Annotated in this window: 22 protein-coding genes and 1 pseudogene; 6 read left to right on the top strand and 17 right to left on the bottom strand. The window is 54.0% G+C overall.

The annotated features are described in order from the left end of the window. Positions 1 to 2: 2 nt before the first annotated feature. The 5 genes from A11S_RS05010 to A11S_RS04985 all read right to left on the bottom strand — a co-directional run bounded on the left by A11S_RS05010 (position 3) and on the right by A11S_RS04985 (position 5,549). The gene (locus A11S_RS05010) at positions 3 to 1,256 is read right to left on the bottom strand and encodes an aminotransferase class V-fold PLP-dependent enzyme (protein WP_015467410.1); all 1,254 of its coding nucleotides are present in this window, start codon (positions 1,254 to 1,256) and stop codon (positions 3 to 5) included. Continuing rightward, positions 1,241 to 2,485: a Fe-S cluster assembly protein SufD gene (sufD, locus tag A11S_RS05005; RefSeq protein ID WP_015467409.1), complete on the bottom strand. Its 1,245-nt coding sequence runs from the start codon at positions 2,483 to 2,485 to the stop codon at positions 1,241 to 1,243. Before sufD ends, A11S_RS05010 begins: the two co-directional genes overlap by 16 nt. 1 nt (position 2,486) lies before the next feature. Continuing rightward, positions 2,487 to 3,236, bottom strand: coding sequence for a Fe-S cluster assembly ATPase SufC (gene sufC, locus A11S_RS05000; RefSeq protein WP_041802483.1), 750 nt, complete (start codon positions 3,234 to 3,236; stop codon positions 2,487 to 2,489). 396 nt (positions 3,237 to 3,632) lie between these two features. Beyond that, positions 3,633 to 5,090, bottom strand: a complete 1,458-nt coding sequence (gene sufB / locus A11S_RS04990; protein ID WP_015467406.1) for a Fe-S cluster assembly protein SufB — start codon at positions 5,088 to 5,090, stop codon at positions 3,633 to 3,635. A 6-nt stretch (positions 5,091 to 5,096) separates the two neighbouring features. Next, positions 5,097 to 5,549 (bottom strand): SUF system Fe-S cluster assembly regulator, encoded by a 453-nt coding sequence (locus A11S_RS04985; RefSeq protein WP_015467405.1) that lies wholly within the window; start codon positions 5,547 to 5,549, stop codon positions 5,097 to 5,099. A 275-nt stretch (positions 5,550 to 5,824) separates the two neighbouring features. On the opposite strand from A11S_RS04985, the gene A11S_RS11985 reads away from it, so the two are divergent. Continuing rightward, the gene (locus A11S_RS11985; protein ID WP_015467404.1) at positions 5,825 to 5,995 is read left to right on the top strand and encodes a hypothetical protein; all 171 of its coding nucleotides are present in this window, start codon (positions 5,825 to 5,827) and stop codon (positions 5,993 to 5,995) included. A gap of 55 nt (positions 5,996 to 6,050) precedes the next feature. On the opposite strand, the gene A11S_RS04980 is transcribed toward A11S_RS11985, so the two are convergent. After that, complete coding sequence (locus A11S_RS04980) at positions 6,051 to 7,040, bottom strand: hypothetical protein (protein WP_015467403.1); 990 nt, start codon at positions 7,038 to 7,040, stop codon at positions 6,051 to 6,053. A gap of 156 nt (positions 7,041 to 7,196) precedes the next feature. Here A11S_RS04980 and A11S_RS04975 point away from each other — a divergent pair, with 156 nt between their 5' ends. Next, positions 7,197 to 7,964 (top strand): hypothetical protein, encoded by a 768-nt coding sequence (locus A11S_RS04975; RefSeq protein ID WP_015467402.1) that lies wholly within the window; start codon positions 7,197 to 7,199, stop codon positions 7,962 to 7,964. A 39-nt stretch (positions 7,965 to 8,003) separates the two neighbouring features. Here A11S_RS04975 and A11S_RS04970 read toward each other — a convergent pair whose 3' ends face one another. After that, on the bottom strand, positions 8,004 to 9,581 hold the full coding sequence (locus tag A11S_RS04970) for a peptide chain release factor 3 (protein WP_015467401.1): 1,578 nt from the start codon (positions 9,579 to 9,581) through the stop codon (positions 8,004 to 8,006). Between the two features lie 160 nt (positions 9,582 to 9,741). Between A11S_RS04970 and A11S_RS04965 the strand changes: the two genes are divergently transcribed. Further along, the gene (locus A11S_RS04965; protein WP_015467399.1) at positions 9,742 to 10,107 is read left to right on the top strand and encodes a DUF1304 domain-containing protein; all 366 of its coding nucleotides are present in this window, start codon (positions 9,742 to 9,744) and stop codon (positions 10,105 to 10,107) included. Here A11S_RS04965 and ppa read toward each other — a convergent pair whose 3' ends face one another. From ppa to A11S_RS04940, 5 genes are all read right to left on the bottom strand, one after another. Continuing rightward, on the bottom strand, positions 10,108 to 10,647 hold the full coding sequence (ppa, locus tag A11S_RS04960; RefSeq protein WP_014102623.1) for an inorganic diphosphatase: 540 nt from the start codon (positions 10,645 to 10,647) through the stop codon (positions 10,108 to 10,110). Positions 10,648 to 10,703: 56 nt separating this feature from the next. Continuing rightward, positions 10,704 to 11,042, bottom strand: coding sequence for a DUF1491 family protein (locus A11S_RS04955; protein WP_015467398.1), 339 nt, complete (start codon positions 11,040 to 11,042; stop codon positions 10,704 to 10,706). A 2-nt stretch (positions 11,043 to 11,044) separates the two neighbouring features. Beyond that, complete coding sequence (locus A11S_RS04950) at positions 11,045 to 11,491, bottom strand: Fur family transcriptional regulator (protein WP_014102621.1); 447 nt, start codon at positions 11,489 to 11,491, stop codon at positions 11,045 to 11,047. A gap of 73 nt (positions 11,492 to 11,564) precedes the next feature. Next, positions 11,565 to 13,118 (bottom strand): sensor histidine kinase, encoded by a 1,554-nt coding sequence (locus tag A11S_RS04945; protein ID WP_015467397.1) that lies wholly within the window; start codon positions 13,116 to 13,118, stop codon positions 11,565 to 11,567. Next, the gene (locus A11S_RS04940; RefSeq protein ID WP_015467396.1) at positions 13,118 to 14,047 is read right to left on the bottom strand and encodes a diguanylate cyclase domain-containing protein; all 930 of its coding nucleotides are present in this window, start codon (positions 14,045 to 14,047) and stop codon (positions 13,118 to 13,120) included. Before A11S_RS04940 ends, A11S_RS04945 begins: the two co-directional genes overlap by 1 nt. Before the next feature lie 209 nt (positions 14,048 to 14,256). Between A11S_RS04940 and A11S_RS04935 the strand changes: the two genes are divergently transcribed. After that, positions 14,257 to 14,679, top strand: coding sequence for a hypothetical protein (locus tag A11S_RS04935; RefSeq protein ID WP_015467395.1), 423 nt, complete (start codon positions 14,257 to 14,259; stop codon positions 14,677 to 14,679). Next, complete coding sequence (locus A11S_RS04930) at positions 14,676 to 15,596, top strand: hypothetical protein (RefSeq protein WP_015467394.1); 921 nt, start codon at positions 14,676 to 14,678, stop codon at positions 15,594 to 15,596. The genes A11S_RS04935 and A11S_RS04930 overlap by 4 nt, the downstream gene beginning before the upstream one ends. A 99-nt stretch (positions 15,597 to 15,695) precedes the next feature. Here the strand turns inward: A11S_RS04930 and tgt are convergent, their stop codons facing one another. The 4 genes and pseudogenes from tgt to A11S_RS04910 form a co-directional block, all read right to left on the bottom strand. Beyond that, on the bottom strand, positions 15,696 to 16,880 hold the full coding sequence (gene tgt, locus A11S_RS04925) for a tRNA guanosine(34) transglycosylase Tgt (protein WP_015467393.1): 1,185 nt from the start codon (positions 16,878 to 16,880) through the stop codon (positions 15,696 to 15,698). Between the two features lie 21 nt (positions 16,881 to 16,901). Beyond that, positions 16,902 to 17,354, bottom strand: coding sequence for a hypothetical protein (locus tag A11S_RS04920; protein WP_015467392.1), 453 nt, complete (start codon positions 17,352 to 17,354; stop codon positions 16,902 to 16,904). A gap of 270 nt (positions 17,355 to 17,624) precedes the next feature. Further along, positions 17,625 to 17,888, bottom strand: a pseudogene (gene rpmB / locus A11S_RS04915) (50S ribosomal protein L28); the annotation flags it as partial. Positions 17,889 to 17,993: 105 nt separating this feature from the next. Beyond that, positions 17,994 to 19,025 (bottom strand): cobalamin biosynthesis protein, encoded by a 1,032-nt coding sequence (locus A11S_RS04910; RefSeq protein WP_015467390.1) that lies wholly within the window; start codon positions 19,023 to 19,025, stop codon positions 17,994 to 17,996. 161 nt (positions 19,026 to 19,186) lie between these two features. Between A11S_RS04910 and A11S_RS04905 the strand changes: the two genes are divergently transcribed. Further along, complete coding sequence (locus tag A11S_RS04905) at positions 19,187 to 20,143, top strand: peptidoglycan-binding protein (protein WP_015467389.1); 957 nt, start codon at positions 19,187 to 19,189, stop codon at positions 20,141 to 20,143. A gap of 6 nt (positions 20,144 to 20,149) precedes the next feature. Here A11S_RS04905 and A11S_RS11885 read toward each other — a convergent pair whose 3' ends face one another. Then, positions 20,150 to 20,818, bottom strand: coding sequence for a hypothetical protein (locus tag A11S_RS11885; RefSeq protein WP_015467388.1), 669 nt, complete (start codon positions 20,816 to 20,818; stop codon positions 20,150 to 20,152).

The raw sequence follows: 20,818 nt of genomic DNA, 5'->3' as shown, positions 1-20,818 counted from the left end.
CTCTACGCTCCGAGAAGTTTGTGTGCCTTCGTCACCCCATTCATCAGAGAGATTATGTCATCTACGTTTGAATATAACCCTAACGAGGCCCGGACCGTGCCCTCAACCCCGAAGCCCTGCATCAGGGGCATACAGCAATGGTGCCCGGTGCGCACAGCCACCCCGCATTGATCCAAAATCATAGCGATATCAGAGGGATGGCCCCAATCGGCAGTAAAGCTGACAATCCCGGCTTTGTCTGGCCCGGTCCCATAAAAAGTCAGGCCCGGCACCGTTTCCAGTTGTTCCACTAACCTAGTCAGAAGCATACCCTCGTGCGCCGCAATATTATCCATGCCGATGGCGGCCACGTAATCAATGGCGGTGCCCAGGGCGATCACCTCGGCAATGGCGGGGGTTCCGGCCTCAAACCGAGCCGGAGCGGATTTATAGGTGGTGTGGGCGAAACTGACCGTTTCGATCATATCCCCGCCCCCTTGATAGGGCGGCATGGCGTTCAACAGGGCGGATCGGCCATACAGCACCCCCACCCCGGTCGGGCCATACAATTTGTGCCCCGTAAAGGCGAAGAAATCACAGCCCAGGCCCAAAACATTGACCGGCATATGCGTGACCGATTGCGACCCATCGACCAGAACCAGAATATCGGCGTTATAGGCCTTGGCCTTGCGAATGATGGTTTCAACCGGGTTGATGGTGCCAAGCGCGTTCGACACATGCACAATCGACACAAACCGCGTGCGGTCGGACAACAACCCGTCAAACGCATCCATATCCAACGTACCGTTGGGCAGGACCGGAATGATTTTCAGCACAATGCCGATTTGATCGCGCAACAATTGCCACGGTACGATATTGGCGTGGTGTTCCATGCCGGAGATGATGATTTCATCCCCTGCCTTCAAATTGGTCCGGCCCCAGCTTTGCGCAACCAGATTGATGGCTTCGGTCGTGTTGCGGGTGAAGACGATTTCGTTTTCGGATGATGCGCCGATGAAGTCGGCGACCTTGCGACGCGTGGCTTCAAATTTCTGCGTCGTCGTTTGCGACAGGGCGTACAGGCCGCGGTGAATATTGGCGTAATCGCGGTCCAGCGCTTCGCGCAGGGCATCAATAACAACGCGCGGTTTCTGCGCGCTGGACGCCGTGTCCATGTAGGCCAATTTTTGGCCGTTCATGGGTCGGGCCAGCACCGGGAAATCATCCCGGTACCGTGCAAAATCATTCTGCGATGGCATTTTTACGACGCCAGCCATGCTTTCACCTTGTCTTTCAACACGGATTGAATGGTTTCATCGGCCACACGGTCGAAGGCTTCATCCACGAACGATTCGATCAACAAAGCGCGGGCCTGCGCCTCCGGGATGCCGCGGGCACGCATATAGAACAGCGGCCCTTCGTCCAATTGCCCGGTGGTCGCGCCGTGCGAGCATTTCACATCGTCGGCGTAAATTTCCAATTCCGGTTTCGTGTCCATCTCCGCCCCTTCGTTCAGGATCAGGGATTTGGACAATTGGTACCCGTCGGTTTTTTGCGCCGGTTGGTGCACATGCACCTTGCCCTGGAACACGCCATGGGCCGTGCCGTCCAGAACGGTGCGGATATTCTGGTTCGAATTGCCATTCGGGGCCATGTGATCGACCAGAATGGTGGTGTCACCATGTTGTTGCCCGGTCAGCAAATTAACGGCGCTGAGCGAACACACCGCCCCGGCCCCGTTCATCACGCCGTGCAATTGATTGCGGAACAGGCGGGAACCGGTTGAAAAAACAATGCCTTCATACCCGGAATCCTTGCCCAAAACCGTATGGGTCAATTGGGTGTGGATGGATTGTTCACTGTCTTCCTGATACCGCACATGGGTTAAATGCGCGCCATCGGCCAGAATGATTTGCGTCTGGATATTTTTCCAATATGAACCCGCGCCGTTATGGTGTTCAATCACCGTCAAACGCGCATTCGCGCCCAAACGGATAATCAACCGCGCATTGGCCAATCCACCATCGGCCACCATGGTTAAATCCAGCGGTGTTTTGGCTTCGGTGTTCGCCGGCACATCAATCACCAACCCATCGCGCATGAACAGATTGCCCAAATGCCACAACGTGTTTTCGGTGTTGTATTCTTTATCGGACAATGGCGCGGTAATGGCTTTTTGCACCCACTCCTCGCCCAGCATCCCGGCCAGTGAATGCACCGCAATGCCATGGCCTTCTTTATGGGTGATTTTTACCGTTCCGGATTGGTTGATCGTTTTCACGAGCGGCAGGATGTTGGTGTATTTCCACCCTTCCAGCTTCGCGGTCGGCAACCCACGACGGGCCACAACCTCACGCGATTTATCACGGCATGCAGCCAGCCAGTCCGGTTCATGCAACAGCGTATCGGAAAAACCATCATACGCGGCCAGCACCCCGTTCGCCGTTTCCGGCTGGTACGGCGTGCGCGGTTCAAGGGTCGTGATGGTTGCGGTTTGCGCGGTCATGTTATGCCGCCTCTCCCATAAAATCGGCGTAGCCTTTGGCTTCCAGTTCCTTGGCCAGGTCCGGGCCGCCGGATTTTACGATTTTTCCGTTGGCCAGAACATGCACATGGTCGGGCACGATATAATCCAGCAGGCGTTGATAGTGCGTAATCACCAGGAATGACCGTTCCGGCGCGCGCAGGCGGTTTACGCCATCGGCCACGATGCGCAGGGCATCAATATCCAAACCGGAATCCGTTTCATCCAAAACGGCGAAGGACGGGTTCAGCATCGCCATTTGCAACACTTCGTTCCGTTTTTTCTCGCCACCCGAAAAACCGACATTCACCGGGCGTTTCAGCATGTCATCGCTGATCCCCAGATCTTTTTGCTTGGCTTTCAGTAATTTCAGGAAATCCAGCGCGTCCAATTCCGCCTCGCCGCGTTGCTTGCGGATGGCGTTCAGGGCGGTTTTCATGAAATTGGTCATCTGCACACCCGGAATTTCGACCGGGTATTGAAACGCCAGAAACAGACCAGCGGCGGCGCGTTCTTCCGGGGCCAGGTCCAGCATGTTTACGCCATTGAAAATGATTTCACCTTCGGTGACTTCATACTCCTCTCGCCCGGCCAGAATGTAAGACAGGGTCGATTTCCCCGCCCCGTTCGGCCCCATAATGGCATGAACCTCCCCCGCCGGAATGTCCAGCGACAGGCCTTTCAGAATTTCTTTGCCATCGATATTGGCGTGGAGGTTTTTAATTTGTAACATTTTCATTCACCGTTTCATTCCAATTGTATTTCGCATGTCTATTTCTAAACAAAATTCGTGAAACAAGCTTAATAATAGACAGAAAGAGAATACCGAGCCCCCTAAAAGCCAAAAATAAATAACTCATATAGAGAAAGATACAAACTACAGCCAAAAGAATATTCACCATAAGCCCAAAAGCAACAGCATGGATTATTCCAAATGCACTGAACGTCGAAAGAACAAATGACAAAAATACATTGTGGCAATTAAGGGAAAAGAACCCGCTTAACCCGTAAGAACCACAATAATCCACCTTAGATAAATAGAAATAAAGGAACGTTGCGCTCACAAAAAGAAAGAACGACGCAACCGACACTGCATCCCAAACGTTTAGAAAAGTGATTTTTCTTTTCATTACCCGACACTCCCCTCCAGCGAAATCGCTACCAGCTTTTGCGCCTCAACAGCAAATTCCATCGGCAAATTCTGCAATACTTCGCGGCAGAATCCGTTGACGATTAACGCCACGGCTTCTTCCTCGCTCAATCCGCGTTGTTGGCAGTAAAACAATTGGTCTTCGGAAATCTTGCTGGTTGTGGCTTCGTGTTCCAAATGGGCTTTGGGGTTACGGCTTTCGACATACGGAACGGTGTGCGCGCCGCATTGGTCGCCGATCAGAAGGCTGTCGCATTGGGTGAAGTTGCGGGCGCCTTCGGCTTTTGGCATCACTTTGACCAAGCCGCGATAGGTGGAATCGGATTTACCTGCCGAAATCGTTTTCGCAATGATCCGGCTTTTCGTGTTGCGGCCGATATGGATCATTTTCGTGCCGGTGTCGGCTTGCTGGTAATTGTTGGTGATGGCGACGGAGTAGAATTCGCCTTGGCTGTTATCGCCCTTCAGCACGCAGGACGGGTATTTCCAAGTGATGGCGGAACCCGTTTCCACTTGCGTCCATGAAATTTTGGAATTGGCCCCTTCGCACAGGCCACGTTTGGTGACGAAGTTATAGATACCGCCCTTTCCTTCCTCATCGCCCGGGTACCAGTTTTGGACCGTGGAATATTTGATTTCGGCATCTTCGTGCGCGATCAATTCGACCACGGCGGCGTGCAATTGGTTGGTGTCGCGCATCGGGGCGGTGCAGCCCTCAAGATAGCTCACATACGCGCCCTTATCCGCAATAATCAACGTGCGTTCAAATTGCCCCGTGTTCATTTCGTTGATGCGGAAATAGGTGGACAGTTCCATCGGACACCGCACACCGGGCGGAATGTAAACGAACGATCCATCCGTAAACACGGCGGAATTCAAACAGGCGTGTTTGTTGTCGGAAATCGGCACCACCGACCCCATATATTTTTGCACCAGTTCGGGATATTCCTTCACCGCTTCGGAGATGGAGCAGAAAATAACGCCGACTTCCTTCAACTTGCCACGGAATGTGGTGGCCACAGACACGGAGTCAAACACGGCATCCACAGCCACGCCCGCCAGCATTTCCTGTTCACGCAGCGGGATACCCAGCTTCGCATAGGTTTCCAACAATTTTGGATCAACTTCGTCCAGCGATTTCGGGCGATCATCCGCCGTTTTCGGGGCGGAATAGTAATACGCATCCTGATAATCAAATTCTGGGAAATCAACCTTCGCCCATTTCGGCTCCGGCATTTTTTGCCAGTGGCGGAACGCCTTTAAACGCCATTCCAACAGCCATTCCGGCTCGCCCTTCTTCGCGCTGATAAAGCGCACGGTGTCTTCGCTCAGGCCCTTTGGCGCCTTCTCCGATTCAATATCCGTCACGAACCCGGCTTCGTATTGGTGGCTCAGGGATTTGACGGTATCGATGGTGTCTTGCGTGATGGATGACATTGTCTCTTACTCCATAACCTGCTGTTGCGCAGGCACACCTGCGCGCACGGCACTTTTCTTATTCATCATGTCGGCCAATGTGACGGATTCCAATGCGCCACGCACGGCGGCATTGACCTCGCCCCAACGGCCATTCATTGCGCATATACCGGACAATGAACAATCATCATCATGCCCATCGGCGCAGGCGGTAATGGCCACGGGCCCTTCCACCGCGGTGATAATATCGGCCACGGTCATGGCGTGCGCGGGCCGGGCAATCATATACCCGCCCGTGGCCCCGCGTGTGGACACGACCAACCCGGCGCGGTTCAGAATTTTCAAAATCTTCGCCACCGTCGGTTCAGCCAGATTGGTGCGTGTGGCCAGATCGGCGGCGGACGCGCGCGCGGCTTCATCGCGGGCCAGTTCGGCCAGCATCAAAACGGCATAATCGGTAAAGCGCGACAGACGGATCATTTCCCAAAAACCCCAAATCGGACTGATAAGGTCCGCATTCAATGCCAGTCTTTAACCCGTTTTTCAAGGTTTTTCCCTCAATACAGGACTATTATAGTACTAATTATATAGGATTATTTTGCGGCGCGGCATAAGATTTTGATCCGGCGTCATAATTTTGACGCGAAATGGCCCCGCCTTAAGCCCGTTTTAACCATTTCAGCGTCATTAATAGAGAATAAACAATAAGAATTCCGTTTCACAAAGAACGACGATTTCACAAGGGAACCAAAGCCATGCCAACCAACGAATTTAACGATCTCAGCAAAGCCGACCGTCAACGCCTGAAAGAACTGCAAGTTCTGGAGCTGGCCGCCCGTGGGTACGCCCCGCCGCGCGCCACGACGGAAAGCCCGACACCGGATACCAGCCCGCGCAATCGTTTCGGGTTTCCGGCGCGCCACTAAGGCTTGATGAAGAACAAATAAGAACAGGGCCGGTTTTTCCGGCCCTTTTTCGTTATTACAGCATGCAGTGAATATATCGCGGTCGGGTCACAGCCCGGCCGCCTTCAAACCCCTGCACCACCAATTGCCCGGTTTTGGCATTGGCCTCGAACGCCAAACGGGTGCGATCACATAAGACAGGCGCATTCAGCCAATCAAAATGCCCTTTATACGTGCCAAGCCCCGATGACATTTGCGCCACGCGGGCTTTGCTGTCCGTTTGGTTGGCGACGCCCTTCCATCCGGGGAACAGCCATTCATTGCCAACACACATTGTGTTGTAATTTGGAACGGCGCGCGTCCGGCTGCGTTCAATAATGCAATGATCACGCGCATCAACGCCGACAATTGAGAAGATGGCCGGCGTGGAGATTGGCGTTCTACACAGCATGGTCACGGCTTCGTTAAACGTCGCGCATTGTTCAAAAACACGGCGCAGCAGAAATGAGGGCGGCAAAGTCCGGCTGCGATATGTTGCGATTTTATCCGCCGCCAGATTGAAAACACGCCCCAACCCACGGTCCGGGGCCGGTGCCTGATTGATGGCCATGGAAAAACGTTTGGGGGCCATGCCTTGCAAAACACCGATATAACCGGGGTATGTCATGGCCCAATATAAACCCGCGCCCCCAACCATACGGGCCAGAACCAATTTGTCCCCCAAACCGTCCAACGCCCAATCCATGGCGCGGAACATCGTGACGCCCTGCGTTTTGGATGATGCGGTTTTATTAAAGGCGGTGGTGCAACCCCATTCATAGGACAGGTTCAAAGCATAAACGGCATCATCCCCCAGAAGCCGGGCAACACTGGCCACTTCATCGCCATACGGTTCATGGCGATTGCGTTCCCACCATCGGCGCGCCATATAGCCACCCGCATCCAGCATGGTGCCGCCGTAAAACTTCCGGCACATATCGACCAATGCCTGCGCCCGTGACGGGTCGCGGTAAAACAGACCAAACGGCGTATCTGCATCACGAATAATTTGAATGTCTGGTCCCATTGTCCCCTCGGCCCTGTTCAAACTTGTCCCGGACTATAACCGGACCCGCAGGGGTGTAAAGCATGTTGCGTTGCAACAATGTCAATTTTGACCTGAGCACCCTCTCCACGCTATAACCACCCCGCAATTCAAATCACCAAGAACAGGACGACGGGCATGGGCACACTGAACAAAAATTTCAACGGTCATTCTTTTGTGACCATTGCGACCCCGAATATCACGCGGCTGGATCAGGTTTCACCCCAAGCTGAAGCCGATTTGTGGGCCCGTGCCATGCGCATTCGCGACGATATGTATTTCGAAGGCGATTCCTCGCGCATCCTGATCTCCGCCGTTGATGGCGCCGCCGCCGGGCAGACCGAACCGAACGTGCGCATCAATATCATCGACATGAATAAACGCATGCCCGGCACAACGTTCCTGAGCGCCGTTAAGGGCGACATGTACGGCCCGTTGAAAGGCTTTATGCCCGAAAACAAAAAACGTGAATTGCTGTTCACCTTTGGCCAGAATGCACGATGCTACCGCGAGGCATCCAAAGACGCGATTGTCCCGAACCACATGGTGATCACCACCGTCGGCCAGGCCGGGTTTACCGGATGCCTGCACGAACGGGATGAAATGGAAATGTGGGCATTGCAAAGCCAGATCCGCACGGCCCTGTCCGCGTGCACATCGGCACAAGGGTTTTCCATCTTCATGGATTGCGGATTGATCAGTGGCGTAAGCCCGGTGGAACGCGAAATCCACCTGTTGCCACACGCAGCCCCGAATGCAACACGCCATAACCTGAACGACATTATCAAACACGAATATTACGGGTTTGCGTATGGCAATCAGGACCGCAAGATTGAATTCATGAACAACCACCCAACCATCGCCAAGGTTTACAAGGCGTTGCGTTTTGGGCTGAACCCGGCATAAGCAATAAAAAACCCCGCTTCGGCGGGGTTTTTTATATTGTTACTTCGTCGCTTTGAATTCGATCTTCGGAAACTTGTCCTTCGTATCATTCAAATGCCATGAATTGCGGGCCAGGAAGACCGGGTCGCCGTCATGGTCGTTGGCCACGGCGCTGCCCATCGTATCAACGAATTTCTTCATCTCGGCCGGATCGTCACAGCTAACCCAACGGGCGGCATAGACCTCGACCTGCTCGAACTTCACCGGAATGTTATATTCGCTGCGGATGCGGTCCATCAGAACATCAAACTGCAACGCACCGACAACCCCCACGATCCAGTTCGGATCGATGGCGGGTTTGAAGATACGGGCGACGCCCTCCTCCGCCAATTGTTCCAGTGCGGCGGACAAATGTTTCGCCTTCAGCGGATCATCGGCCCGGGCCCGTTGCAACAATTCCGGCGCAAAGCTGGGAATACCGGTAAAGGTCAACGTTTCACCCTCGGTCAAGGCATCGCCAATGCGCATATTGCCATGGTTCGGAATGCCGATAATGTCGCCAGCGAAGGCTTCTTCCACCGTTTCGCGATCCTGAGCAAAGAACATCAACGGGTTATGAATGACCAATTGCTTGCCGTGGCGCACATGGGTCAGCTTCATGCCCTTTTTAAACTTGCCGGAACAGATCCGCGCAAAGGCGATGCGGTCACGGTGTTTCGGGTCCATGTTGGCCTGAATTTTAAAGACGAAGGCCGTGACCTTGTTCTCATCCGGCTTGATTTCCCGTTGCAATGTTTTGGTCGGGCGCGGGCTGGGCGCGTATTTACCGATCCCCTGCAACAATTCGCGCACACCGAAGTTATTGACGGCGGATCCGAAGAACACCGGCGTCATGTGCCCTTCCAGATAGGATTGATGGTTGAATTCCGGGTACACACCACGGATCATTTCAACATCTTCGCGCAATTTCGCCAGTTGCTCGGCGGGCAACATCTGGTCCAGCTTCGGATCATCGAGGCCGGAGCATTCAATGCTGGCCAGCAATTCTTCGCCCTTGCTGCGATCAAACAGCACCAGCGTGTCATTAAACAAGTCGTAACACCCTTTGAAATCACGACCCATGCCGATCGGCCAGCTGGCCGGAACAACATCCAGCGCCAGGCGGCTTTCAACTTCATCCAACAGGTCGAACGGGTCCTGTCCATCACGGTCCAGCTTGTTGATGAAGGTGATGATGGGAATGTCGCGCATGCGGCAGACTTCGAACAATTTCAATGTCTGCGATTCAATGCCCTTGGCCGCGTCCAAAACCATAATGGCGGAATCCACCGCGGACAGCGTGCGGTATGTATCTTCGGAGAAATCTTCGTGGCCCGGCGTATCCAGCAGGTTGAACGTATTTCCGGCGTAGTCGAACGTCATCACGGATGACGCGACGGAAATACCGCGTTCCTGTTCCACTTTCATCCAGTCGGATCGTGCGCGGCGGCGGTCGCCCTTGGCCTTGACCATCCCGGCCATCTGAATGGCACCCCCGAACAACAGCAATTTTTCCGTCAACGTCGTTTTACCGGCGTCCGGGTGCGCGATGATCGCGAAAGTGCGGCGTTGGTCAATTTCCTGTTTCAAGCTGGTCATGGCGGGGTTTTTAGCATTGGAATGGAAAAAAGCCAAGGATTTCAGCCTTCTTTTCCCCCACCGTCATCCCGGCAAAAGCCGGGATCTTCCAGCCATTATGGACGAAGACCCCGGCATGCGCCGGGGTGACGGCTTATGGTTGGCATGCTAAAATTCACGAATGATAAGCCTTCTGACCACCATCCTCATCCTGATCATCGCCGCCCTGCACGTTTATTTCTGCGTGCTGGAGATGGTCCTGTGGACCAAGCCACTGGGGCGGAAAACATTTCGGATGGATGAGGATTTTGCGGCCAAAACCGCAACGCTGGCCGCCAATCAGGGGCTGTATAATGCGTTTCTGGCGGCGGGATTGATCTGGGCGGTGGCCCATCCCGTCCCGGAAACCGGGCACCAAATCGCCCTGTTCTTCCTGACCTGTGTGGCTGTGGCCGGGGCGTATGGCGGGTATTCGGTGAACCGACGGATCTTCTTTATTCAGGGACTGCCCGCGCTTGTAACGCTGGCAGCCCTGTTGTTCGTTTAATTAAGCGGCCTTGTCTTTCTTCGCGCGCTCGATGCCCTCGACGATCATTTTCTTCGCCATTTCGGCATCGCCCCACCCATTGGTTTTCACCCATTTGCCCGGCTCCAGATCTTTGTAGTGGGCAAAGAAATGTTCGATCTGTTCACGCAGGATCGGGCGAATGTCGGTCAGGTCTTCGATATTGTCGTGGTACGGGTGCAGTTTCGGCACCGGCACGGCGATGATTTTTTCATCCTGACCGTTATTGTCTTCCATCAGCATCACGCCAACCGGGCGGCATACCATCACCGCGCCCGGCATGACCGGCGTGCGGCCAATCACCATCACGTCAACCGGGTCGCCATCGCCGGACAGCGTGTGCGGAATGAAACCATAGTTGCCGGGATAGTACATGGCTGTGTGCAGGAAGCGGTCCACGAACATCATGCCGCTTTCCTTATCCAGTTCGTATTTCACCGGGACGCCGCCCAGCGGGTTTTCGATAACGACATGGATTTCTTCCGGGGCATTCGGACCAACGGAGATTTTGGACAGGAACATGGAAACGGGACCTCTTAATCAAGTTATTGTGCATTGCGGCGGACGGCACAATACCCTCAAAAGACCTTTCCTTCAAAGGGATTTTTCTTGTTTTTGTCCTCAATTTCAATGACCCAGAGGTCGGGGTCACGGTCCATGGCCCGGCGGATATACGCGTCGGCCTCGGCATCCGGCACGGCCTCGCCCTTCATCAGGCGCATCCAGCCCATGACCCCGTCCAGATCCCGTTGCTGGGTCAGCAACAGGGCCGTGCCATCCAAAGGGTTGATTTTCAAGAGGATCAGGCCCGAGGCCGGGGCCCCGCGCTGGTGGATGTAGTAATAGACCGCCTGCTGGTCCAGCGTTTTCAAATGGCCTTCGAGATAGAGCCAGGTGGGCAGGCGATCGTCGGCCATGCTTAATTCATGGACCCGGTTTTTTTGATTTTCCGGCCATACAGCTCCAAACGGCATTCAACCAGTTCATAGCCCAGTTTTTCGGCGATATCGCGCTTCATGGCTTCGATTTCGTCGTTCTGGAACTCAATCACCTCGCCGCTTTCAACGTCGATCAAGTGGTGGTGGTGGTCCATGTTGACTTCGTAGCGGGAGAATTTTTCGTTGAAATCGTGGCGCGTGACCAGCTCCAGCTCGTCCAGCAGGTTCAGCGTGCGATACACGGTGGCCATGCTGATCGACGGGTCGATGGCACGGGCGCGGTCATATACGACCTCGACCGACGGGTGATCTTCGGCATCGTCCAGCACTTTCAGAATAACCTTGCGTTGCCCGGTCATTTTCAACCCGGCGGCGGCGCAGCGCTCTTCCAGAGAACGGGAGCCTTTATGATGTTCGTGATGGCTCATCCCTCAATCCCTCCTGCTTCAATCCTGTGGTTGAGGGGCAGTTTAGGCCCCCAACCGCTGCGGCGCAACAGGTTTAGAGGGCTTTTTCCGCGGTTTTGGCCTGATATTTCTGCCAATCCGGGCTGCCGACCACGCGCACGGCGGGCATGTCGATGGTGACGATTGTGCCCTGCCCCAGGTCGGATTCAAGGCCCAACGTTCCGCCATGCATTTCCACCATGGCCTTGGCCAGCGGCAGGCCCAGGCCCGTGCCCTGCAGGCCCTTGGTTTCCACAGGCTGGTGCACCTGCCCAAAGGGTTCGAGGGCTTCGTGGATGCGATCCTTAGGGATACCGACCCCTTCGTCCGCCACAACGATACGCATGCACCCATCCGGCTGCATATTCGCCCGCATGTGGATGGTGCCACCCGTGTTGGAGAATTTTACGGCATTGCCCGCCAGATTGATCAACACCTGTCGCATCAGGCGCGGGTCCGCGAACAATGGCGGCAGGTCGGATTGAATATCCTGCACAATCTTGATCCCACCGCTGAACGCGCGGGAATCCATCATGCGGGCGACCGCCTGCATCAACTGGCCGACATCGAAAATGTCCTCGTCCAACTCGACGCGGCCTGCTTCGATCTTGGACATGTCCAAAACTTCGTTGATGATTTCCAGCAGGTGGCGGGCGCTTAAGTGAATATCACCCAGATATTCAAGATATTTCGGCTGCCCCAGCGGGCCGAACGTTTCGTTCTGCATCAATTCCGAAAAGCCAATGATGGCGTTCAGCGGCGTGCGCAGCTCGTGGCTCATATTCGCAAGGAAGCTGGATTTTGCGTGGTTGGCGGCGTCGGCCTGTTCCTTGGCCACGCGCAGGGTCATTTCCATCTGCTTGCGCAGCGTAATGTCCATAATGGTTGTCACCTGAAACCGACGTCCGTTGGACAATTCCAGCGCGGCGGTGGTGAACAAGACGTTGGCCACGCCCCCGTCCTTGCGCATTATTTTCATTTCACCGCTGCTGCGGATCCCGCTTTTGGTGAATTCATCGTGGGACTTTTTGGCCTGCTCCCGTTCATCCGGGGACACCAGTTCAACAAACAAATGCCCCACCAGTTCGTTCCGGTTCCAGCCATAAATACGCACGAAACTGTCATTCACGCGGACAATACGCTGGTTTTGATCGGTAACAATAATGCCCACTTCACTGACATCAAACACGGATGTCAGCAATGAAATGGCGTCATCGCGCTCGCGTTGCAGACTGGACGGTGTCACGGCGACGGGCTGGGCGATCACATCCAGAAAGGTGACTTCGCGTTTTTCGTTTAAAATCGGATTGATCCAGAACCCATGAACGCGCAAACCACCGGGGAAATCGGGCACGGTTTGAATGGATACGGCTTTCTTCTGCTTCAGCGCCACTTCAAAAGATTGTTCGAAATAGCGATATGGCGCGGCATCCATCACATCCTGGAGCGCCACGTTGACCACTTCACGTTCCAGACGGTTGAAATATTCCAGAGCCTTTCCATTGGCATCGACGATCACATAGCGCGGTGCCGACGCCACATCGACCACAAAACGCGGCACGGGCATCGCCTGAAACAGGGCGGCGTGATCAACGGGGGTATGACTCATCAATGCGCCCCACCATCACCCTTGGGTTTATCCATGGTGGGTTCATCCATAGCGTGGACAAAGCGTTCCAGCGGGCTGATATCGACATATTCGACAGCGGTATTCCGTTCCGTCCCAAATCGTTCCAGATCGTCACGCATGTGATCCATCAACGCATCCAGATCATCACCGGGCTGCGGTTCACCGACACAGCAGGACAAGGTAACACTGACATTGCGCCCCTTCATGGGTACGCGCAGATCTTCTTCCTCCATGAAACGGCGCAGACGGTTGATGCCCGCGGCCCCACCGGCGCTGTCCGCCTGTTTCAGGCTCATCATAAATTCGCCGTTATCCAGACGATACGCATCATCAAACGACCGGATGGTTTTTTTGATCATGGCGGATACGCGTTGCAAAACGTGATCCAGCGCCGCTTTGTCCAATGATTTCTGCATGACATCGAAATGGTCAATACGGACCAACGCCAGGCAGAACGGTTGCCCCCGCCGCGCACGGCGTTCCATTTCGCGGTCCAGATCGGGCATCATCATCTTGCGCGACCGCAAACCGGTCAGCAGATCGACGCCACTATCCTGCAACAAACTATCGCGTTCCAGACGATGAATGCGCAGGACGAATTCCTCATACAATTGCACAAACGCATCAAACGCCGCCATGTCGGGTGACGGCGCGCCCATCAACACGGCCTGGGCGGCGGTCTCCATATCGGTGTGCAGACGGTTCATGGCCTCGGCCATATCGGGATCGGCCTGGGCCACCCATTCACCAAAACTGGCTGGCGGCGGGCCATTCAAAGGGCCGACAGCCTGCACGTAAAACGCATGACGCAGAACACGGCCAAACCATTCCGCATACTGGTCCAGAATGGGGGCCAGCATGTGGGATTCAGAAACATGGTCCTGCGATGTGTCGGTTGGTGCCGTCATGCGTGGATAAATCCGAAAAGTGCGTTTAAAAAGAACGGGCTAAACCCCGTTTCTTCACTATACCGGGATTTTACCCCTGATTGGTTAACGCCCGGCAAAATCAGGATTATTCCCTAAAATGGCGGATTTTCGCGGTTCCTGTGCATGACAGCACAATATTATGAAAAAGATTATTGCGAACTGCGTAAAAATTATGGTTCTATAACGCCATGGATCAAAAACCGCGTAACGTCTTTGATATTGCTGTAGCCGCCGGGAAAAAACCAGCCCAGGCCGCCACCCCCCTGCCCGATGAAGTGCGGCAGGGTTTGAAACATCTCTATGAATTTATTCTGGCCGACCATGTTCTCAACCGCGATGCATTTGAATCCGATGGGTTTGATGTGGAGCAACGCGCGCGCCTGTCCAACTATGTTTACGATTTCAACGCGCCGGTTTTGTTCAGCGATCTGCATAACATTGTTGGCAAAGCGCGCGGATATTACGTGGCCTGCAACAATGACGAAGCCATAAACCTGATTGACTGCATCCAGGACGATTTGTCCCGGCTAATCCAACAAAAACCAAAAGGGGATGTACGCCCATTTGTGCATCCCAATAAAAAAACCGAAACAGGAGTAGACCCACGATGACCGAGACACCGCGCAATGTATTCGATCTGGCCGCCCGTGCACGGAAAGTGCCGCAAGTCTATAGCGTCGAGATTCCTGCCTCATTGAAAGAGGATCTGACCGCTTTTTATTGGGATGCGTTGAGCCATAAACGCTTCGTCCCCGGTAACACCATGTCATTCGACAAGAAAAACAAGGTTGCCGACAGCTTCTGGCGTGACCTGCACAACCCTTGCACGCCGCAATCATTGACGCGCATGTTGGCCACGGTCGAATCCGTGCAAAATGATTACCGCAAGGAATACGATATCGCGGCCGCCGACCTGGCCGATGTCACCGAAAAAATGCGCCGCACGAATGTGCGTGACATGATGGAATGGCAATGCAACGGCCAATCGCCGTTGGCCGCCGCCAAGGAAAAATTAGAAGCCTACAAAATTGTGACCAACCGGATTGACCGGATCATTTCAACCATCCCTGCGGTGGCGGAAAAACTGGAAAATCCATTCGGATACGCCATTTTGCCACCGTCTTTGTTTTCCAGCATCCAAAGCCTGTATGACGATTTGAGCAATAAAGACATTGTCAAACTGGACGACGGGTTGATGGAGCGGTTGGGCAGTTACACGCTGGATTCTCAACGCCACCTGCCCCTGAACGATTTAAAACACATCATTACGATTGTTCAGGACGACCTGGAGAAGAAGCACGCTAACGCCTGCAACAATATTGAACAATTTGCCCGGCTGGCGAACGGCGAGAATTTCAAGGATAAAATCCATTCTGTCAAACGAACGGGCACAATGGATTCAGGATACAGCAACGAACATCTGGACCTGACCCGCGACATTCTTGACGATTTGAATGCGCTGTTTACGCATCAGCCCCGTGCAGCGGTGCAAGCCCACCCTACATTAAAGGCTGGCGGCCCGGCATAATCTTGAAAATATAACCCCATAACGTCACCCCGGCGAAAGCCGGGGTCTTCGTCGATTATGGCTGGAAGATCCCGGCCTTCGCCGGGATGACGGGAAAATTTAATCTTCAATCCATTCACGTTCCAGCGAATCCAGCGTGCCGTTTTTGATGGCGGCGCGGATTTCGCGCATCAAACGGGTCATCACCGCCACGTTATGCTGGGCGATCAACTGGCTGGCCAGCAATTCACCCGCCTTCAGCAAGTGATGGATATAGGCGCGCGAGAAATGTGCGCTGGCCGGAATACCGAGCGAGGCGTCCAGAGGTTCCTTGTCCTCACGGTACTGGGCATTACGCAGGTTCATGCGGCCCGAGCCCCCTTTGGTCAATGCCCAGCCATGGCGGGCGATCCGGGTCGGGGACACGCAATCGAACGTATCAATACCCAGACGAACGCAGGTAAAGATATCGCGGATTGCGCCAATGCCCAGCAGGTGGACCGGACGGTCCGGATGGATTTTTTCAACACACCATCCGGTGATCTCGTAAAATTCTTCGGTTGATCCACCCAGGCACCCGCCAATAGCGGTGCCAAAGAACGGTTTTTCCGCCGTCCATTCGCAACTGATATCACGCAAATCTTTGTACACGCCACCTTGGACAATACCGTACAAGGCTTGCCGCCCGTCATGGCCGCGTTCGAATTCGGCGATGGATCGTTCCCCCCAACGATGGGACCGGTACATGGATTCTTCGGTGTAGGACCGTTCAACGTGGTACGCGGTGCATTCGTCGAATTGATAAATCAAATCCGCACCCACTTTACGCTGGATGGAAATGGATTCCTCCGGCGTCAGGTTCAGAATGCTGCCATCCCAGTAAGATTTGAAACGCGCGCCCTCTTCCGAGATTTCCAGCAGGGATTTGCCGCGGCCCTTGTTATTGCTGCGCCCCTTGATTTCATCGGCAACGCCGCCATGCCCCATGGAGAAAATCTGGAACCCGCCGGAGTCGGTCATCATCGGACCATCCCAACGGTTAAATTCATGCAAGCCGCCCATCCGTTCAATCAAATCCGCGCCCGGCTGGATCATCAGGTGATAGGTGTTGCCCAGAATAATATCCGCACCCGCCTCGCGCATCTGCATCGGGGACAGGTTTTTAATTGCGCCCTTGGTGCCGCAGAAAATGTAGTTCGGCGTTTCGATCGTACCATGTGGCGTCACCAGACGCCCGATACGCGCCCGCGTACCGTTTTGATCACGATGCAAAACATCAAAAGCGAAATTCGGATAAGTCAGCATAGGGTACGCGTTTCTTTCGGATTAGAGATTAGGAAACTGGTTCATATTGGCCTTGAACCGGTCGGCCACCGCTTTTTCGGCCTGTGTCTTCGCGCCGGATACGGATGCAACGGTTTTGCCCGTCGCAACACCCGTCCAATGCCCGACCACCGTGCCCGGTGCGCCCAGCGTCGACACAGCCAGCCCAACAACACCATCCAGCACCGGCGGCAAAACCGCGCCCGATGCGGCGGCGATATAGCTGAGCGGTGCGCGCGCGGTCAGGGAGCGATCATCAAGATCTTTCGCCGTCCACTGATACATATTCATCAATGGCGTCATGCCCGCCTGCACACCGACTTGGTCAAAACGGACATCCGGTGCGTGTGGGCCGCTGTGAACCGTGTGCGCGATAATGGCGCTATCCGCGAATGTGATTGCATTTACAACAGCAAACGCCGCGACCAGTGATTTGTACAAAGTTGCTTTTGCCATGATTATTTATCTCTTATGCCTTGGTTGGAAATCAGCCTTGTTTTATAAGGCCATCCGCATTGGCTTGCAAACTTAACCGCAAAACAAAAGCCCCCGTGACGGGGGCTTTTTATTCAATTGGACCGGTCGGCCCAATAATTATTTCGCGGCAGCAGCTTTCGCAGCTTTTTTCTTCAGCAGACGTGCCGAGATGTTGCCCTTTTTGCCCTTCGGCATGGCTTTCTTCTCGAACTTCACCGGGCTTACAGCGCCGTCGGAGACTTTTTTGTCCAACGTGCGGCGATAAGCGCGCAGTTTCGGGTCCAGCTTCGTCTTCGCGGTGTCCAGCAGGTAAGCATCCAGACCGCCATTATGTTCGATCGTACGGATACCGTTGACGGACAGTTTCACATCAACAAAGCGACCCAGAATGTCGCTGAACATGCCAGTGCGCTTAACGCTCGGCAAGAAACGGCGGCGGGTGCGGTTTTTAGCGTGGGAAACGTTGTTCCCGGTCATAACGCCTTTTCCGGTAACGGTGCAGCGGCGGCTCATGGCATAAATCCTGTAGTTTTACTGGTTTTCCAAAACAGGTGCGGACAATAGTCGATGAATCCGGGGGAAGTCAAGCGTTTCCTCTGACTTTTAACAGGCCGGGTTTTACCCCCCGATATGCCCCCAGAACAGCCCCCCGCCCAGGGCCGCCAACAGCAGTAAAACCGCCATTAAATGCAGATAGATAGCCCGCCGCAAATGGCTGGCCTCCAGCCGGGCGGTGGCCCCCTCTGGCCCAACCCAGGCCCGTTGCAGAGCGGACCCGTCCAAATCTTGATTCGGCCCCCCCAGGCTGACACCCAGGGACCAGGCCATGGCCGTGACCGGCTGCCCCCCCTGGTCATAGGGCGCACGCCCCTTTCCGGTGCCAAAAACCCCGATAAAGGCCCGGGTCATGCCCCCGGTCGGGGTCAACAGCCCGGCCGCGGCCAGCAAGAACCCGGCCAGCAGGGTCGGAACAAACCCCATCAGCCGTTCCAGCGCCAACGGCAACCGCCCGAACCCCTTGGTGAACCCATCCTTGCCAAACCGCCACGCCAGCGCGGCCAACCCGGTATAGATAAACGCCCCCGGCAATCCGGCAATCAGATACCACACCACCGGAGCCACCAGCCCCTTGTCAAAATTCCGGGCGGCCAGCGCCATGCCCACACGGGTGATCGTAAAATCATCGCTGGCGGAAAGGTCACAACGGCTGGAGGACGCAATTGTATAATACGCCCCCTTGCCCACCTTTTTATCCTTCAACGCAAAAAACAGCTTCAGCAGCGCATACCAGATCGTGCCCGCACTCAGGCACAGCGACAGCAACACCACTTCCGTCAGCCCCGCCGCCGGATAGAAAAACGCCGCGCTGGCCGCCAGCCGCGCGCACAGATAGAAGAAGCCCAACCCTAAAACGGTCACAAAAAACCCGCGCATCATCAGGTCCGCCGGGGTCCGCTGCACCCGGTCCAACCGCGCCCCGAACCCGCCAAACAACCCGTTCACAACGGCCCAATATAACGGGTTCGCATTCCCCCGCATCGGCCCCGTGGCCACCCCAAAAATGCCCACCGTCATAATCGCCCCCATCGCCAGAGGGATGCGGGTGGGATCGAACAACAAAGAATGGATGTAAACGAGAAGATCGGTCATGGGGTGGAGTTTAGCATCAAGTCCGGGCAAAGAAAGCGACAAAACCGGGCAAAAAAAGATCTGGAATTTATTCCTATTTCATGTATAATCAAACCGTCACCACCCCACATGCGTCCGCGCTGTGGGGCTTTTTGTTGAAATTTTGAAAACTGGGGCTTTTAATGAAAATCGAACTGAACAAAACATTTAGACCAAACAGCAAAGTGGATGAATTCGACACCCGCCAAATCAAAAAGGCACTGAACCGTCTGGGATATTACACCCCTTACGAAAAAACCGGCATTACCGGAATGGCGGACCGTACGGTTTTTGATGCCTTAAAGAAATTCCAACGCGATCATGGGTTAACCGCAACGGGCGCGGCCCAACCTGATGACGAAACAATTGCGTCCCTGAATGCCCAAATATCAAAAGAACCAGAAGGGACCTATATCTGGCGCAGTGTCGAGGATAACAAAGTCCGATCCAGCCACGCCGCCTATAACCGCACCGAACGTGCATGGAGCGATTCACCAGATCCAGGAGAAGACTTTAACTGCCGGTGTTGGGCTGAGTCGCAAAACTCCCTTGGATTGACACAAACAGTAACAAGCACCATTCAGGACAATGCTAGACCTTGGGGGAATGTAGAGTTCATATGGCACTTTTATTTTGGCTTCGGCAAAAGCACAGAACTGTCAGAAATGGGCTTGCTTGGGGCCGTTATTCAACAAGCACAAAGGCTCATGTTTGATCGCGTCAAAAGCCAAATAGCGGATAAAGCCAAAACCATAGGTTCGGGCACATTTTCAGGTTCCTGGAATAATTCTTACGAATTCAGGGACCTCGTTTATGCGCTTGGGAAAGTAACAATAAGCGGACATTTCTCCGGAACCGTTAGCAGAAAAAACAATATCTTAGCAATTAACGCTACGGCAGAATATGAATTCTATGATGAGTTCACAGATCCATTAAGTGTTCGGCAACTTGTTTTAGGAACATCGAAGGTCGCAACATTACCTCCCTCATTATTGGGCGGAGCAGTCTTGTTAACAACTGACTTGATGGGACATCCCTTTGTTACAACAGGACAGTGGACAACAAAGATTGCAGGAACAATAAGTCTTTCCGAAAAATAGCCCGCCTCATTGTAACAACCCCGTTCTTTCAAAAACCCAAGCGCCACAGACAGCAAAAAAGATAAGAATCATAAACAGAATTACCAAGATTGTGACAATCTTGGACGTCACGAATACAACCTGACTGCAAATGTCACGCTTAAAACCATCGTCAATCATTTTTGTTCTGCGCTTATGATATTGATACCAGACCATATCCCACCAGCCTGTATAAATAATGGCGTAAAGCCATCCGAAAAAGAGGGTAGAAACGATGCTGGCACCGTCCGCAATATCGGCACAATTGGGAATGTCCCATGTTTTTTGCCATGGCGTATTGGGGTTTCCATCGACCACAAAAGGGCCGTTTCCGATATCCCAAAACAACTGAATCGCCAGATTCATGACCACATAACCAAGTATGACGGCAGCCACTGTCCGGCTCGCCCGTAACCACTTTGAGGCATCGGGTTTAATAGAAAAAACAAGAAGAGGAATCGATACCATCCACAGCCAACGCCAATAATTTACGGTGCTGTACCATGGACGGCTGTCGGCGATGCATTCACATCCGCAATCTTTACCAACATAGACATCGTCAGGAATAAAAACACGCCCATGCTCTACGACCGGATCCAGAGCAAAAGCGACGGAGCAGATAATCAAGGCGGCGACAATGATGAGGTTTATTTTCAC

The organism is Micavibrio aeruginosavorus EPB, assembly GCF_000348745.1.
Taxonomy (GTDB): domain Bacteria; phylum Pseudomonadota; class Alphaproteobacteria; order Micavibrionales; family Micavibrionaceae; genus Micavibrio; species Micavibrio aeruginosavorus_A.
Note: the sequence above shows the minus strand (reverse complement) of the source record. Positions and strands in the feature narration are given on the sequence as shown.

Coding starts and splice junctions, on each gene's coding strand:
- sufC (WP_041802483.1), bottom strand. CDS start 3,236: ATGTTACAAATTAAAAACCTCCACGCCAATATCGATGGCAAAGAAATT.
- sufB (WP_015467406.1), bottom strand. CDS start 5,090: ATGTCATCCATCACGCAAGACACCATCGATACCGTCAAATCCCTGAGC.
- A11S_RS04985 (WP_015467405.1), bottom strand. CDS start 5,549: ATGATCCGTCTGTCGCGCTTTACCGATTATGCCGTTTTGATGCTGGCC.
- A11S_RS04930 (WP_015467394.1), top strand. CDS start 14,676: ATGACCGAGACACCGCGCAATGTATTCGATCTGGCCGCCCGTGCACGG.
- A11S_RS04920 (WP_015467392.1), bottom strand. CDS start 17,354: ATGGCAAAAGCAACTTTGTACAAATCACTGGTCGCGGCGTTTGCTGTT.
- A11S_RS04965 (WP_015467399.1), top strand. CDS start 9,742: ATGATAAGCCTTCTGACCACCATCCTCATCCTGATCATCGCCGCCCTG.
- A11S_RS04940 (WP_015467396.1), bottom strand. CDS start 14,047: ATGACGGCACCAACCGACACATCGCAGGACCATGTTTCTGAATCCCAC.
- A11S_RS05010 (WP_015467410.1), bottom strand. CDS start 1,256: ATGGCTGGCGTCGTAAAAATGCCATCGCAGAATGATTTTGCACGGTAC.
- A11S_RS04970 (WP_015467401.1), bottom strand. CDS start 9,581: ATGACCAGCTTGAAACAGGAAATTGACCAACGCCGCACTTTCGCGATC.
- A11S_RS04975 (WP_015467402.1), top strand. CDS start 7,197: ATGGGCACACTGAACAAAAATTTCAACGGTCATTCTTTTGTGACCATT.
- tgt (WP_015467393.1), bottom strand. CDS start 16,880: ATGCTGACTTATCCGAATTTCGCTTTTGATGTTTTGCATCGTGATCAA.
- A11S_RS04905 (WP_015467389.1), top strand. CDS start 19,187: ATGAAAATCGAACTGAACAAAACATTTAGACCAAACAGCAAAGTGGAT.
- A11S_RS04935 (WP_015467395.1), top strand. CDS start 14,257: ATGGATCAAAAACCGCGTAACGTCTTTGATATTGCTGTAGCCGCCGGG.
- A11S_RS11985 (WP_015467404.1), top strand. CDS start 5,825: ATGCCAACCAACGAATTTAACGATCTCAGCAAAGCCGACCGTCAACGC.
- A11S_RS04955 (WP_015467398.1), bottom strand. CDS start 11,042: ATGGCCGACGATCGCCTGCCCACCTGGCTCTATCTCGAAGGCCATTTG.
- A11S_RS04950 (WP_014102621.1), bottom strand. CDS start 11,491: ATGAGCCATCACGAACATCATAAAGGCTCCCGTTCTCTGGAAGAGCGC.
- A11S_RS04910 (WP_015467390.1), bottom strand. CDS start 19,025: ATGACCGATCTTCTCGTTTACATCCATTCTTTGTTGTTCGATCCCACC.
- A11S_RS04980 (WP_015467403.1), bottom strand. CDS start 7,040: ATGGGACCAGACATTCAAATTATTCGTGATGCAGATACGCCGTTTGGT.
- ppa (WP_014102623.1), bottom strand. CDS start 10,647: ATGTTCCTGTCCAAAATCTCCGTTGGTCCGAATGCCCCGGAAGAAATC.
- sufD (WP_015467409.1), bottom strand. CDS start 2,485: ATGACCGCGCAAACCGCAACCATCACGACCCTTGAACCGCGCACGCCG.
- A11S_RS04945 (WP_015467397.1), bottom strand. CDS start 13,118: ATGAGTCATACCCCCGTTGATCACGCCGCCCTGTTTCAGGCGATGCCC.